Annotated in this window: 26 protein-coding genes and 1 pseudogene; all 27 read left to right on the plus strand. The window is 45.2% G+C overall.

Annotated elements, in window-relative coordinates; genetic code table 11:
- Positions 1-183, plus strand: a pseudogene (gene tuf / locus AB4513_RS14610) (elongation factor Tu); the annotation flags it as partial.
- A gap of 484 nt (positions 184-667) precedes the next feature.
- A complete protein-coding gene (gene rpsJ / locus AB4513_RS14615) occupies positions 668-979 on the plus strand; it encodes a 30S ribosomal protein S10 (RefSeq protein WP_004736761.1) in 312 nt (103 codons plus the stop codon).
- A 14-nt stretch (positions 980-993) separates the two neighbouring features.
- On the plus strand, positions 994-1,623 hold the full coding sequence (gene rplC, locus AB4513_RS14620) for a 50S ribosomal protein L3 (protein WP_004736763.1): 630 nt from the start codon (positions 994-996) through the stop codon (positions 1,621-1,623).
- A gap of 16 nt (positions 1,624-1,639) precedes the next feature.
- On the plus strand, positions 1,640-2,242 hold the full coding sequence (gene rplD, locus AB4513_RS14625) for a 50S ribosomal protein L4 (RefSeq protein ID WP_004736764.1): 603 nt from the start codon (positions 1,640-1,642) through the stop codon (positions 2,240-2,242).
- Complete coding sequence (rplW, locus tag AB4513_RS14630) at positions 2,239-2,541, plus strand: 50S ribosomal protein L23 (RefSeq protein WP_004736765.1); 303 nt, start codon at positions 2,239-2,241, stop codon at positions 2,539-2,541. Before rplD ends, rplW begins: the two co-directional genes overlap by 4 nt.
- A gap of 14 nt (positions 2,542-2,555) precedes the next feature.
- Entirely contained in the window at positions 2,556-3,380 is an 825-nt protein-coding gene (gene rplB, locus AB4513_RS14635) for a 50S ribosomal protein L2 (RefSeq protein ID WP_012604912.1), read from the plus strand.
- Positions 3,381-3,399: 19 nt separating this feature from the next.
- Positions 3,400-3,678 carry a 30S ribosomal protein S19 gene (rpsS, locus tag AB4513_RS14640; protein ID WP_004736729.1) on the plus strand — a complete coding sequence of 93 codons (279 nt, stop codon included), beginning with the start codon at positions 3,400-3,402 and terminating at the stop codon, positions 3,676-3,678.
- Between the two features lie 10 nt (positions 3,679-3,688).
- Positions 3,689-4,021: a 50S ribosomal protein L22 gene (gene rplV / locus AB4513_RS14645; RefSeq protein ID WP_004736732.1), complete on the plus strand. Its 333-nt coding sequence runs from the start codon at positions 3,689-3,691 to the stop codon at positions 4,019-4,021.
- A gap of 18 nt (positions 4,022-4,039) precedes the next feature.
- A complete protein-coding gene (gene rpsC, locus AB4513_RS14650) occupies positions 4,040-4,738 on the plus strand; it encodes a 30S ribosomal protein S3 (RefSeq protein ID WP_004736734.1) in 699 nt (232 codons plus the stop codon).
- Between the two features lie 11 nt (positions 4,739-4,749).
- The gene (gene rplP, locus AB4513_RS14655; protein ID WP_004736736.1) at positions 4,750-5,160 is read left to right on the plus strand and encodes a 50S ribosomal protein L16; all 411 of its coding nucleotides are present in this window, start codon (positions 4,750-4,752) and stop codon (positions 5,158-5,160) included.
- Positions 5,160-5,351 (plus strand): 50S ribosomal protein L29, encoded by a 192-nt coding sequence (rpmC, locus tag AB4513_RS14660; RefSeq protein WP_004736737.1) that lies wholly within the window; start codon positions 5,160-5,162, stop codon positions 5,349-5,351. The genes rplP and rpmC overlap by 1 nt, the downstream gene beginning before the upstream one ends.
- Positions 5,351-5,605, plus strand: coding sequence for a 30S ribosomal protein S17 (gene rpsQ, locus AB4513_RS14665; protein WP_004736739.1), 255 nt, complete (start codon positions 5,351-5,353; stop codon positions 5,603-5,605). The genes rpmC and rpsQ overlap by 1 nt, the downstream gene beginning before the upstream one ends.
- Before the next feature lie 162 nt (positions 5,606-5,767).
- A complete protein-coding gene (gene rplN, locus AB4513_RS14670) occupies positions 5,768-6,139 on the plus strand; it encodes a 50S ribosomal protein L14 (RefSeq protein ID WP_004736740.1) in 372 nt (123 codons plus the stop codon).
- Between the two features lie 11 nt (positions 6,140-6,150).
- A complete protein-coding gene (gene rplX, locus AB4513_RS14675) occupies positions 6,151-6,468 on the plus strand; it encodes a 50S ribosomal protein L24 (protein ID WP_004736742.1) in 318 nt (105 codons plus the stop codon).
- 24 nt (positions 6,469-6,492) lie between these two features.
- Positions 6,493-7,032 (plus strand): 50S ribosomal protein L5, encoded by a 540-nt coding sequence (gene rplE, locus AB4513_RS14680; protein ID WP_004736744.1) that lies wholly within the window; start codon positions 6,493-6,495, stop codon positions 7,030-7,032.
- 16 nt (positions 7,033-7,048) lie between these two features.
- Positions 7,049-7,354: a 30S ribosomal protein S14 gene (gene rpsN / locus AB4513_RS14685; RefSeq protein WP_004736747.1), complete on the plus strand. Its 306-nt coding sequence runs from the start codon at positions 7,049-7,051 to the stop codon at positions 7,352-7,354.
- A gap of 29 nt (positions 7,355-7,383) precedes the next feature.
- On the plus strand, positions 7,384-7,776 hold the full coding sequence (rpsH, locus tag AB4513_RS14690) for a 30S ribosomal protein S8 (RefSeq protein ID WP_009847785.1): 393 nt from the start codon (positions 7,384-7,386) through the stop codon (positions 7,774-7,776).
- Positions 7,777-7,786: 10 nt separating this feature from the next.
- Positions 7,787-8,320, plus strand: coding sequence for a 50S ribosomal protein L6 (rplF, locus tag AB4513_RS14695; protein WP_009847784.1), 534 nt, complete (start codon positions 7,787-7,789; stop codon positions 8,318-8,320).
- A 9-nt stretch (positions 8,321-8,329) separates the two neighbouring features.
- Positions 8,330-8,683: a 50S ribosomal protein L18 gene (gene rplR, locus AB4513_RS14700; RefSeq protein WP_009847783.1), complete on the plus strand. Its 354-nt coding sequence runs from the start codon at positions 8,330-8,332 to the stop codon at positions 8,681-8,683.
- A 14-nt stretch (positions 8,684-8,697) separates the two neighbouring features.
- Positions 8,698-9,198: a 30S ribosomal protein S5 gene (rpsE, locus tag AB4513_RS14705; protein WP_004736754.1), complete on the plus strand. Its 501-nt coding sequence runs from the start codon at positions 8,698-8,700 to the stop codon at positions 9,196-9,198.
- Positions 9,199-9,205: 7 nt separating this feature from the next.
- On the plus strand, positions 9,206-9,382 hold the full coding sequence (gene rpmD / locus AB4513_RS14710) for a 50S ribosomal protein L30 (protein ID WP_004736756.1): 177 nt from the start codon (positions 9,206-9,208) through the stop codon (positions 9,380-9,382).
- A 5-nt stretch (positions 9,383-9,387) separates the two neighbouring features.
- Entirely contained in the window at positions 9,388-9,822 is a 435-nt protein-coding gene (gene rplO / locus AB4513_RS14715) for a 50S ribosomal protein L15 (protein WP_004736758.1), read from the plus strand.
- Positions 9,823-9,842: 20 nt separating this feature from the next.
- Complete coding sequence (secY, locus tag AB4513_RS14720; RefSeq protein ID WP_004736759.1) at positions 9,843-11,177, plus strand: preprotein translocase subunit SecY; 1,335 nt, start codon at positions 9,843-9,845, stop codon at positions 11,175-11,177.
- A 41-nt stretch (positions 11,178-11,218) separates the two neighbouring features.
- Entirely contained in the window at positions 11,219-11,332 is a 114-nt protein-coding gene (rpmJ, locus tag AB4513_RS14725) for a 50S ribosomal protein L36 (RefSeq protein WP_000868186.1), read from the plus strand.
- Between the two features lie 149 nt (positions 11,333-11,481).
- On the plus strand, positions 11,482-11,838 hold the full coding sequence (gene rpsM / locus AB4513_RS14730) for a 30S ribosomal protein S13 (protein WP_004738779.1): 357 nt from the start codon (positions 11,482-11,484) through the stop codon (positions 11,836-11,838).
- A gap of 19 nt (positions 11,839-11,857) precedes the next feature.
- Positions 11,858-12,247, plus strand: a complete 390-nt coding sequence (gene rpsK / locus AB4513_RS14735) for a 30S ribosomal protein S11 (RefSeq protein WP_004738778.1) — start codon at positions 11,858-11,860, stop codon at positions 12,245-12,247.
- A 31-nt stretch (positions 12,248-12,278) separates the two neighbouring features.
- Positions 12,279-12,899: a 30S ribosomal protein S4 gene (gene rpsD / locus AB4513_RS14740; protein WP_004738777.1), complete on the plus strand. Its 621-nt coding sequence runs from the start codon at positions 12,279-12,281 to the stop codon at positions 12,897-12,899.

Below are 12,899 nucleotides of genomic sequence, written 5' to 3' on the forward strand. Positions count from 1 at the left end.
ACAACTGACGTAACAGGCGATATCACTCTACCTGAAGGCGTAGAAATGGTAATGCCAGGTGACAACGTTCAAATGACTGTTGAGCTAATCGCTCCAATCGCAATGGACGAAGGTCTACGTTTCGCAATCCGCGAAGGTGGCCGTACAGTTGGTGCTGGTGTTGTAGCTAAAATCTTCGCTTAATAGCATTTAGATTTTTGCACACTCTTCATTAGAAGAACTGCATAAGAAAAGGGAAGCTTCGGCTTCCCTTTTATTTTTCCACTTTCCACCACTTTTTTTGCTTTCCCTTAGTATAATCCCCGTTCCTTGTCGTTCTACTTTTGTTACACAACTTTTCTTCGAATGCTCTGCACAAATATATTCCGATTATTTTTCCAACACCACTTGCATACTAAAACGTGATCTGTATAATGCATCGCACTGGCTAACGCCGGTTTGTGAACCAATGAGCACTGAGGAGTAGGTCTTACCTAGTAATGTATACTCAGCTTATGTTCGCGGTTAATAAAAATAGTAAACCTTGTGTTTACTTCAAAAGTTAACTGACAATGCGTCCTAATCTTGGATGCTACGGTTTCACATAAATCAATCGGCATTCTCTCGTTCTTTCGAGCTTGAGTGGCGATATTGTTTGTGTAATTTTTAATAATTGGAGCTCTGTCTCATGCAGAACCAACGTATTCGTATCCGCCTTAAAGCGTTTGATTACAAGCTAATCGATGCTTCAACTGCGGAAATCGTTGAAACAGCAAAACGTACTGGCGCACAGGTTCGTGGTCCTATTCCACTTCCTACTCGTAAAGAGCGTTTCACTGTTCTTACCTCTCCACACGTCAACAAAGATGCACGTGATCAGTACGAAATTCGTACTCACAAGCGTTTGATCGACATCGTTGAGCCAACAGATAAAACTGTTGATGCTCTAATGCGTCTTGATCTTGCAGCTGGCGTTGATGTTCAAATCAGCCTAGGTTAAGGGAGATAAGAATAATGATTGGTCTAGTCGGACGTAAAGTGGGTATGACCCGCGTATTTACTGAAGAAGGCGTTTCTATCCCAGTAACTGTTGTTGAGGTTGAAGCGAACCGTATTTCTCAAGTTAAAACTCTTGAGACAGACGGCTACGCAGCAATCCAAGTAACTACTGGTGCTAAGAAAGCTAACCGTGTAACTAAACCTGAAGCTGGTCACTTCGCGAAAGCGGGTGTTGAAGCAGGTCGCGGTCTTTGGGAATTCCGTTTAGAAAACGGCGAAGAGTTTGAAGTTGGCGCTGAGCTAAACGTAGAACTTTTCAACGAAATTAAAAAAGTAGACGTTACTGGTACATCTAAAGGTAAAGGCTTCCAAGGCGCTATCAAGCGTTGGAACTTCTCTACTCAAGATATGACTCACGGTAACTCTTTGTCTCACCGCGCACCGGGTTCAATTGGCCAATGTCAAACTCCAGGCCGCGTGTTTAAAGGCAAGAAAATGGCAGGTCACATGGGTGCTGAGCGTGTAACGACTCAAAACCTAGAGATCGTACGTGTTGACGCTGAGCGCAATCTACTCCTTATTAAAGGTGCAGTACCAGGCTCAACAGGCGGTAACGTGATCGTAAAACCTGCTGTTAAAGCATAACGTCTAGGAGTAAGTAATGGAATTGATGGTTAAAGGTGCTGATGCACTAACTGTTTCCGAGACTACTTTCGGACGTGACTTTAACGAAGCTCTAGTACACCAAGTAGTTGTTGCGTATGCAGCAGGTGCTCGTCAAGGTACTCGTGCTCAAAAGACTCGTTCTGAAGTATCAGGCGGCGGTGCTAAGCCATGGCGCCAAAAAGGTACTGGCCGTGCACGTGCTGGTACAATTCGTAGCCCAATCTGGCGTACAGGTGGTGTTACTTTTGCTGCGAAACCACAAGATCACAGCCAAAAAGTTAACAAGAAAATGTACCGCGGTGCTATGAAAAGCATTCTTTCTGAGTTGATTCGTCAAGAGCGTCTAATCGTTGTTGATAACTTCTCTGTAGAAGCACCAAAAACAAAAGAACTTGTAGCTAAGCTTAAAGAGCTTGAGCTAAATGACGTTCTGATTGTGACTGGCGAAGTAGATGAAAATCTATTCTTAGCTGCTCGTAACCTATACAAAGTAGATGCACGTGATGTTGCTGGTGTTGATCCAGTATCACTAATCGCTTTCGACAAGGTTCTGATGACTGCTGATGCAGTTAAGCAAGTTGAGGAGATGCTAGCATGATCACTGAAGAGCGTATCTTAAAAGTTCTACGTGCTCCGCACATCTCTGAAAAAGCAACTATGGCAGCTGAGAAAGCGAACACTATCGTTTTCAAAGTAGCTAAAGATGCAACTAAGAAAGAGATCAAAGCAGCTGTAGAAAAGCTATTTGAAGTTGAAGTTAAGTCTGTAAATACTCTTGTATTAAAGGGTAAGACCAAACGTCAAGGTATGCGTGAAGGCCGTCGTTCAGACGTTAAGAAAGCCTACGTTACTTTGAAAGAAGGTCAAGATCTTGACTTCGTTGGCGGCGCGGAATAACAGGAGTAGTAAAAATGGCTATTGTTAAATGTAAGCCGACTTCCCCTGGTCGTCGTCACGTCGTTAAAGTTGTTAACGCTGACCTGCACAAGGGTAAGCCATACGCACCACTTCTAGAGAAAAACTCTAAGAACGGTGGTCGTAACAACAACGGTCGTATTACAGTACGTCACATCGGTGGTGGTCATAAACACCATTACCGTCTGGTTGACTTCAAACGTACTAAAGATGGCATCCCAGCGAAAGTTGAGCGTCTAGAATACGATCCAAACCGTAGTGCTAACATCGCTCTAGTTCTGTACGCAGACGGTGAGCGTCGTTACATCATTGCACCTAAAGGTGTTAACGCAGGCGACCAGATTCAATCTGGCGTAGATGCTGCAATCAAAGCAGGTAACACTCTGCCGATGCGCAACATCCCAGTAGGTTCTACTGTACACTGTGTTGAACTTAAGCCTGGTAAAGGTGCTCAACTAGCTCGTTCGGCTGGTGCTTATGCTCAAATCATCGCTCGCGATGGTGCATACGTAACTATCCGTCTACGTTCTGGTGAAATGCGCAAAGTTCTTTCTGAAGGTCGTGCAACGATCGGTGAAGTTGGTAACTCTGAGCATATGCTACGTGAACTTGGTAAAGCTGGTGCTTCACGCTGGCGCGGCGTACGTCCAACCGTACGTGGTGTAGTAATGAACCCGGTGGATCACCCACATGGTGGTGGTGAAGGCCGCACATCTGGTGGTCGTCACCCAGTTTCTCCTTGGGGCGTTCCTACTAAGGGCTTCAAGACTCGTAAGAACAAGCGCACTGACAAGTACATCGTACGTCGTCGCACTAAATAATTTATAAAGAGGAATCGCCATGCCACGTTCTCTCAAGAAAGGTCCTTTTATTGACCTACACTTGCTGAAGAAGGTAGAGAAAGCGGTGGAAAGCGGAGACAAAAAGCCTATTAAGACTTGGTCCCGTCGCTCAATGATCATCCCAACAATGATTGGTTTGACCATCGCTGTCCATAATGGTCGTCAGCACGTTCCAGTTTTCGTTACCGAAGAAATGATCGGTCACAAACTGGGCGAATTTGCACCAACTCGTACTTATCGCGGTCATGCTGCAGATAAGAAAGCTAAGAAGAAATAAGGAGTAGATGATGGAAGCTTTAGCTAAACATAACTTTGCTCGTATTTCTCCACAGAAAGCTCGCTTAGTTGCAGACCAAATTCGCGGTAAGTCGGTAGACCAGGCTCTAGAAATTCTAACTTTCAGCAACAAAAAAGCTGCTGTACTAGTTAAGAAAGTTCTTGAGTCAGCTATCGCTAACGCGGAACATAACGAAGGTGCAGATATCGACGATCTAAATGTCGCTAAAATCTTCGTAGATGAGGGCCCTATCATGAAGCGTATTATGCCTCGTGCTAAAGGTCGTGCGGATCGTATCTTGAAGCGTTCAAGCCACATCACTATTGTTGTAGCAGATCGCTAAAGACTAGGAGAGTAAGCAATGGGTCAGAAAGTACATCCTAATGGTATTCGTCTTGGCATCGTTAAGCCTTGGAATGCTACATGGTTTGCTAATACCAACGAATTCGCTGACAACCTAGACGGCGACTTCAAGGTACGTCAGTTCCTTACCAAGGAACTACAAAAAGCATCATTATCTCGTATCGTTATCGAGCGTCCAGCGAAGAGCATCCGTGTGACTATTCACACAGCTCGTCCTGGCGTTGTTATCGGTAAGAAAGGTGAAGACGTAGAGAAGCTACGCGCAGCTGTAGCTAAAATCGCAGGTGTACCAGCGCAAATTAACATCGCTGAAGTACGTAAGCCTGAGCTAGATGGTCAGCTTGTAGCTGATAGCATCGCGTCTCAACTAGAGCGTCGTGTTATGTTCCGTCGTGCAATGAAGCGTGCGGTACAAAATGCTATGCGTCTAGGCGCTAAAGGCATCAAAGTACAAGTAGGCGGCCGTCTTGGCGGTGCTGAAATCGCACGTTCAGAGTGGTACCGTGAAGGCCGTGTGCCTCTACACACTCTACGTGCAGACATTGATTACGCAACTTCTTCGGCTCACACCCAATACGGTGTGATCGGCATTAAAGTTTGGATCTTCAAAGGTGAGATTCTAGGCGGTATGCCAGCTGCTAACGCAGTAGAGCCAAAAGGCGATAAGCCTAAGAAGCAGCGTAAAGGCCGTAAGTAAGGAGTCGAACGATGCTACAACCAAAACGTACTAAGTTCCGCAAGGTTATGACTGGTCGTAACCGTGGTCTAGCTAAAGGTACTGAAGTAAGCTTCGGCGAATTCGGTCTTAAAGCTGTTGGCCGTGGTCGTCTGACTGCACGTCAAATCGAAGCGGCACGTCGTGCTATGACACGTCACATTAAGCGTCAAGGTCAAATCTGGATCCGTGTTTTCCCAGACAAACCGATTACTGAAAAGCCTCTTGAAGTTCGTCAAGGTAAAGGTAAAGGTTCAGTTGCGTACTGGGTTGCTCAAATCCAACCAGGCAAAGTTATGTACGAGATGAATGGCGTACCTGAAGAGTTGGCACGTGAAGCGTTCCGCCTAGCGGCACGTAAACTGCCTGTTAAAACTACTTTTGTAACTAAGCAGGTGATGTGATGAAAGCACAAGATCTACGCGAAAAGAACGTTGAAGAGCTTAACGCTGAGCTATTGAATTTGCTACGTGAACAGTTCAACTTGCGCATGCAAGCTGCAACTGGTCAACTACAGCAAACTCATACTCTAAAAGCTGTACGCCGTGACATCGCACGTGTGAAAACTGTTTTGACTGAAAAGGCAGGCGCATAATGAGCGAAACTAACCGCATCCAGCAAGGCCGTGTAGTAAGTGACAAGATGGACAAGTCTATCGTTGTTGCTATTGAGCGTACTGTAAAACACCCAATTTACGGTAAGTTCATCAAACGCACGACTAAAGTACACGCACACGACGAAGACAACACTTGTGGCCTAGGCGACAAAGTTGAAATCGCTGAGTGTCGTCCTCTGTCTAAGACTAAGTCTTGGACATTGGTTAAAGTTCTAGAAAAAGCGAAGATTTAATCTTTGTAATTCTATAACTTATAAGCGGCTCCAAATAATTTTTTGGAGCCGCTTGTTTTTTGTCTACCCAATTTAAAAAAAGGGTGGTACAATTCGCGTCCCTTTTAAAGAGGCAGCCCGACCCGAGAGGGTCTAGTTTTAATATTTAGCGGAGCACTAACAATGATCCAGATGCAAAGTACACTTGACGCAGCAGATAACTCTGGCGCGCGCAAGGTAATGTGTATTAAGGTTCTGGGTGGCTCTCACCGCCGTTATGCACATATCGGTGACGTCATCAAGGTTACAGTGAAGGAAGCGATTCCTCGCGGTAAAGTAAAGAAAGGTGATGTTCTGAAGGCGGTAGTAGTGCGCACCCGTAAAGGCGTTCGTCGCCCAGACGGTTCTGTCATTCGCTTCGACAGTAATGCTTGTGTATTGTTAAATGACACTACTGAGCAACCAGTCGGCACACGTATCTTTGGTCCTGTGACTCGTGAACTTCGTAACGCGAAATTCATGAAGATTGTATCACTTGCACCTGAAGTTCTGTAAGGAGCGGCAACATGGCAGCTAAAATCCGTCGTAATGACGAAGTAATCATTCTTGCTGGTAAAGATAAAGGCAAGAAAGGTAAAGTAACTAAGGTTCTGACAACTGGTAAAGTTGTTGTTGAAGGCATCAATCTTGTTAAAAAACACCAAAAGCCGGTTCCGGCTCTAGGTCAACAAGGTGGCATCGTTGAACAAGAAGCAGCTATTGATGCTTCTAACGTTGCAGTCTTTAACGCGGCTACTGGTAAAGCAGACCGTATCGGTTTCCGTATCGAAGATGGCAAGAAAGTTCGTTTCTTCAAATCTAACGGCGAAACTGTTTCTAACTAATTAGAAGTAATTTGGAGTTCTACTATGGCGAAACTGCATGATTACTACAAGTCGTCTGTAGTCGCTGAGCTTACCAAAGAGTTCAGCTACACAAGCGTCATGCAAGTCCCTAGGATTGAGAAAATCACCCTAAACATGGGCGTTGGTGAAGCAATCAACGATAAGAAACTGCTAGAAAACGCAGCATCTGATATGGCAACGATCTCTGGTCAAAAGCCTCTTATCACGAAAGCGCGTAAATCTGTAGCTGGTTTCAAAATTCGTGAAGGCTACCCAATTGGTTGTAAAGTAACCTTGCGTGGTGAGCGCATGTGGGAATTTTTAGAGCGTTTAATCTCTATCGCACTTCCACGTGTACGTGATTTCCGTGGTGTTAGCGCTAAGTCTTTTGACGGACGCGGTAACTACAGCATGGGCGTTCGCGAGCAAATCATCTTTCCGGAAATCGACTACGATAAAGTCGATCGTGTCCGCGGTCTTGATATTACTATCACGACATCTGCGGGATCCGATGAGGAAGGCCGAGCTCTGCTGGCTGCCTTTAACTTCCCATTCCGTAAGTAAGGGTAGGGTTACTGTTATGGCTAAACAATCAATGAAAGCACGTGAAGCTAAACGTGCAAAACTAGTAGTTAAGTTCGCTGAAAAGCGTTCTGCGCTAAAAGTTATCATTAGCGATGTAAACGCATCTGAAGAAGATCGTTGGAATGCGGTTCTTAAACTGCAATCTCTTCCACGTGATTCAAGTGCATCACGTCAGCGCAACCGTTGCAACCAAACTGGTCGTCCACACGGTTACCTACGTAAATTCGGTCTAAGCCGTATTAAGGTTCGCGAAGCTTGCATGAAAGGCGAGATTCCGGGTCTTCGTAAGGCTAGCTGGTAATTGCCACTTAATCATTTGGAGTAAATCTTATGAGCATGCAAGATCCGATTTCGGATATGCTGACCCGCGTTCGTAACGGTCAGGCAGCAAATAAAGTTGCTGTAAAAATGCCTTCTTCAAAGCTTAAAGTTGCAATTGCTGCATTACTTAAAGCTGAAGGTTACATCGTAGACTTCGCTGTTGACAGCGAAGCAAAACCTGAGCTAGAAGTTACTCTTAAGTACTTCCAAGCTAAACCTGTAATCGAGCAAATCAAGCGCGTATCACGTCCTGGTCTAAGAGTTTATAAAAATAAAGACTCTTTACCTACAGTGATGGGTGGTCTTGGTATTGCAGTTGTTTCTACTTCCAAGGGTCTGATGTCTGACCGTGCTGCTCGTAAAGCAGGTCTTGGCGGTGAAATCATCTGTTACGTAGCTTAAGGAGTAGATTATGTCTCGTGTTGCTAAAGCACCTGTCGCTATTCCAGCTGGCGTAGAGGTGAAACTAAACGGCCAAGAAGTTACTGTAAAAGGTAGCAAAGGTGAGCTTACTCGCGTTCTTAACAGCGCCGTAGTTATTGCACAGGAAGAAAACAACCTAACTTTCGGTCCGAAAGAAGGTGTTACTAACGCATGGGCACAAGCTGGTACAGCTCGCGCTCTAGTTAATAACATGGTTGTGGGTGTTACTGAGGGCTTCACTAAGAAGCTAACTCTTAAGGGTGTTGGTTACCGTGCTGCTATGAAAGGCAACGCTGTAGGTCTAACTCTTGGTTTTTCTCACCCAGTAGAGCACGCTCTACCTGAAGGTATTAAAGCTGAGTGCCCTAGCCAAACTGAGATCGTTATTACTGGTTGCGATAAGCAAGTAGTAGGTCAAGTTGCGGCTGACATTCGTTCTTACCGTGCTCCTGAGCCTTACAAAGGCAAAGGTGTTCGTTACGCAGATGAAAATGTGCGTACTAAAGAAGCTAAGAAGAAGTAAGGTATCACTATGGATAAGAAAGCATCTCGCATCCGTCGTGCTACACGTGCACGTCGTAAGATTGCAGAACTTGGTGCAACTCGCCTGGTAGTACATCGTACTCCTCGCCATGTTTACGCTCAAGTTATCTCGGCAAACGGCTCTGAGGTTATCGCAGCTGCTTCTACTGTAGAAAAAGCGATCCGTGAGCAAGTTAAGAACACTGGTAACGTCGATGCAGCTAAAGCAGTTGGTAAAGCTGTTGCTGAGCGCGCTCTTGAAAAAGGCGTAGCTTCAGTTGCATTTGACCGTTCTGGTTTCCAATACCACGGTCGAGTAGCGGCGCTAGCAGAATCTGCTCGCGAAGCTGGTCTGAAATTCTAAGGTAGGGTTGGAAGATGGCTAAAGAACAACAACAAGCTAATGATTTGCAAGAAAAGCTGATCGCTGTTAACCGTGTATCTAAGACGGTTAAAGGTGGTCGAATCATGAGCTTCACTGCACTAACAGTAGTTGGTGACGGTAATGGTCGCGTAGGTTTCGGTTACGGCAAAGCTCGTGAAGTACCTGCAGCGATTCAAAAAGCAATGGAAAAAGCGCGTCGTAACATGGTTACTGTTGCGCTTAACGAAGGCACTCTTCACCACCCGGTGAAAGGTCGTCATTCGGGCTCTAAAGTTTACATGCAGCCAGCTGCTGAAGGTACAGGTGTTATTGCCGGTGGTGCAATGCGTGCCGTACTTGAAGTTGCAGGCGTACATAACGTTCTTTCTAAAGCATACGGTTCAACGAACCCAATCAACGTTGTTCGCGCAACGATTGGTGCTCTAGTAGACGTTAAGTCACCAGAAATGGTTGCTGCTAAACGTGGTCTAACTGTTGAATCTATTTCGGAGTAAGCACACGATGGCAACTATTAAAGTAACTCAAACTAAAAGCTCAATTGGTCGCCTACCTAAGCACAAAGCGTGTCTTAAAGGTCTAGGTCTTCGTCGCATCAACCATACAGTAGAACTTGAAGATACTCCGTGCGTACGCGGTATGATCAACAAGGTTTACTACATGGTTAAGATTGAGGAGTAATCAGAATGCGTTTGAATACTCTATCACCGGCTGCTGGCTCTAAACCTTCTAAGAAGCGTGTAGGTCGTGGTATCGGTTCTGGCCTTGGTAAAACAGGTGGCCGCGGTCACAAAGGTCAAAAGTCACGTTCTGGCGGCTCTGTTCGTCCAGGTTTTGAAGGCGGTCAAATGCCTCTAAAACAACGTCTACCTAAATTCGGTTTCACTTCTCGTAAGAGCCTAGTGTCTGCTGAAGTTCGTCTAGCTGAGCTAGCGAAAGTAACAGGTGACGTAGTTGATCTTAACAGCCTTAAAGCTGCTAACGTTATCACTAAGAACATCGAGTTTGTTAAGATCGTTCTTTCTGGTGACCTAAGCAAAGCTGTGACTGTTAAAGGTCTACGCGTGACTAAAGGCGCTAAAGCTGCAATCGAAGCTGCAGGCGGTAAAATCGAGGAATAATCTCGAGGAACGAGGTACAGATGGCTAAGAAACCAGGAAAAGATTTTCGTAGTGCTCAGAGCGGCTTAAGTGAACTAAAGTCGCGCTTATTATTCGTAATTGGTGCACTTTTAGTATTCCGAGCCGGCTCTTTTGTGCCGATCCCTGGTATTGACGCAGCTGTACTTGCCGATTTGTTCGATCAGCAAAAAGGTACCATCGTAGAAATGTTTAACATGTTCTCCGGTGGTGCTCTTGAGCGTGCATCTATATTAGCATTGGGTATCATGCCGTACATTTCGGCATCGATCGTAGTCCAATTGCTAACTGTAGTTCATCCAGCGTTAGCGGAACTCAAAAAAGAGGGTGAAGCAGGCCGTCGTAAGATAAGCCAATATACACGCTACGGCACGCTTGTACTTGCAACATTCCAAGCTATTGGTATCGCAACAGGCTTACCAAACATGGTCGACAATCTGGTTGTTATCAACCAAACCATGTTTACGCTTATTGCTACCGTGAGTTTAGTAACTGGTACCATGTTTTTGATGTGGTTAGGTGAACAAATCACTGAGCGAGGAATCGGTAATGGTATTTCCATTCTGATTTTTGCAGGTATTGTTGCTGGATTGCCTTCTGCAATCGGTCAAACAATCGAGCAAGCGCGTCAAGGTGAATTGCATGTGCTTCTTCTGTTGTTTATCGCGGTATTGTCTTTTGCTGTAATTTACTTCGTAGTTTTCATGGAACGTGGTCAACGTCGTATCGTCGTTAACTATGCGAAGCGTCAACAAGGTCGTAAAGTTTTTGCAGCTCAAAGCTCTCACTTGCCTCTTAAGATTAATATGGCAGGTGTTATTCCAGCGATTTTTGCATCAAGTATTATTTTGTTCCCAGGAACATTAGCACAATGGTTTGGTCAAAATGGTGAAAGCAGCGCGTTCGGTTGGTTAACTGACGTGTCATTAGCTCTTAGCCCAGGTCAACCTTTGTATGTAATGCTTTATGCAGCAGCTATAATCTTCTTCTGTTTCTTCTATACAGCGTTGGTGTTTAACCCGCGTGAAACAGCTGATAATTTGAAGAAGTCTGGTGCATTCGTACCCGGTATCCGCCCAGGTGAGCAGACAGCGAAATATATCGATAAAGTGATGACTAGGCTAACCCTTGCGGGCGCTCTATACATTACTTTTATATGTCTGATTCCTGAATTCATGATGGTCGCGTGGAACGTTCGTTTCTACTTCGGCGGCACATCACTACTAATCGTAGTGGTAGTTATCATGGATTTCATGGCACAGGTACAGACTCATCTGATGTCACAACAGTATGATTCTGTGTTAAAGAAAGCGAATCTGAAAGGTTACGGCCGTTAATTCGGTAGTAATTATTTCGATTCCATTTACGGAGTTTAGCAATGAAAGTTCGTGCTTCCGTTAAAAAAATCTGCCGTAACTGTAAAGTTATCAAGCGTAACGGTGTCGTTCGCGTGATTTGCAGTGAGCCAAAGCATAAGCAACGCCAAGGCTAATCAGCAGAAATTTTTACTTGAAATACTAGGTAGAGTCGAGTATATTCCTCGGCCTACCTTTTGCGTGCAAAAGAAGTAGTATGCCGCAGCGTATCCATAACGGGCTTTGCTGCGGATAATTCTTTTATGAACCCCCTTAGGAGTGAATAATGGCCCGTATAGCCGGCATTAACATTCCTGATCATAAGCATTCTGTAATTGCACTTACTGCAATCTACGGTATTGGCAAAACTCGCTCTCAAGCTATTCTAGCTGAAGTGGGTATTGCTGAAGATGCTAAGATCAGTGAACTAACTGAAGAGCAGATCGATCAACTGCGTGATGGTGTAGCTAAATACACTGTAGAAGGTGATCTACGTCGTGAAGTATCGATGAACATCAAGCGTCTTATGGACCTTGGCTGTTACCGCGGTCTTCGTCATCGTCGCAGTCTACCACTACGTGGACAGCGTACTAAAACCAACGCTCGCACCCGTAAGGGTCCGCGCAAGCCGATCAAGAAATAGTCGGATAAGGTAGAGTACAATGGCAAAACAACCAACTCGCGCGCGTAAGCGCGTACGCAAGCAAGTAGCTGATGGCGTAGCGCACATTCATGCTTCTTTCAACAACACAATCGTAACTATCACTGACCGTCAAGGCAACGCTCTTGCATGGGCTACAGCAGGTGGTTCAGGTTTCCGTGGTTCTCGTAAATCTACTCCGTTCGCAGCACAAGTTGCAGCTGAGCGTTGTGGTGAAATGGCTAAAGAATATGGCCTAAAGAACTTGGAAGTTATGGTTAAGGGTCCAGGTCCAGGTCGCGAATCTACTGTTCGTGCACTGAACGCTGCTGGTTTCCGTATCACTAACATTGTTGATGCGACACCAATCCCTCATAACGGTTGTCGTCCACCTAAGAAACGTCGCGTTTAAGTTTCGTTTCTAGGAATATTGGAGAAAGATCATGGCAAGATATTTGGGTCCTAAGCTGAAGCTTAGCCGTCGCGAAGGTACTGACTTATTCCTTAAGTCTGGTGTCCGTGCGATCGATACCAAGTGTAAAATTGATAACGCACCAGGTGTACACGGCGCTCGTCGCGGTCGTCTATCTGAGTATGGCGTTCAGCTTCGTGAGAAGCAAAAAGTTCGTCGTATTTACGGCGTTCTAGAAAAACAATTCCGCAACTACTACAAAGAAGCTGCACGTCTTAAAGGCAACACAGGTGCAAACCTGCTTCAGCTTCTTGAAGGTCGTCTTGATAACGTAGTTTACCGTATGGGCTTTGGCGCTACTCGTGCTGAATCTCGTCAACTAGTTAGCCACAAGTCTATTCTAGTTAACGGTAAAGTTGTAAACGTTCCTTCTTTCAAAGTAGCGGCAAACGACGTTGTTTCTATCCGCGAGAAAGCTAAACAGCAATCTCGTATTAAAGCGGCTCTAGAAGTTGCTGAACAACGTGAAAAGCCAACTTGGATTGAAGTAGATGCTGGCAAAATGGAAGGTACATTCAAGCGTATGCCTGAGCGTTCTGACCTATCAGCTGACATCAATGAACACTTGATCGTCGAACTTTACTCTAAGTAA

This window comes from Vibrio sp. 10N.222.54.E6, from assembly GCF_041473955.1.
Taxonomy (GTDB): domain Bacteria; phylum Pseudomonadota; class Gammaproteobacteria; order Enterobacterales; family Vibrionaceae; genus Vibrio; species Vibrio tasmaniensis_A.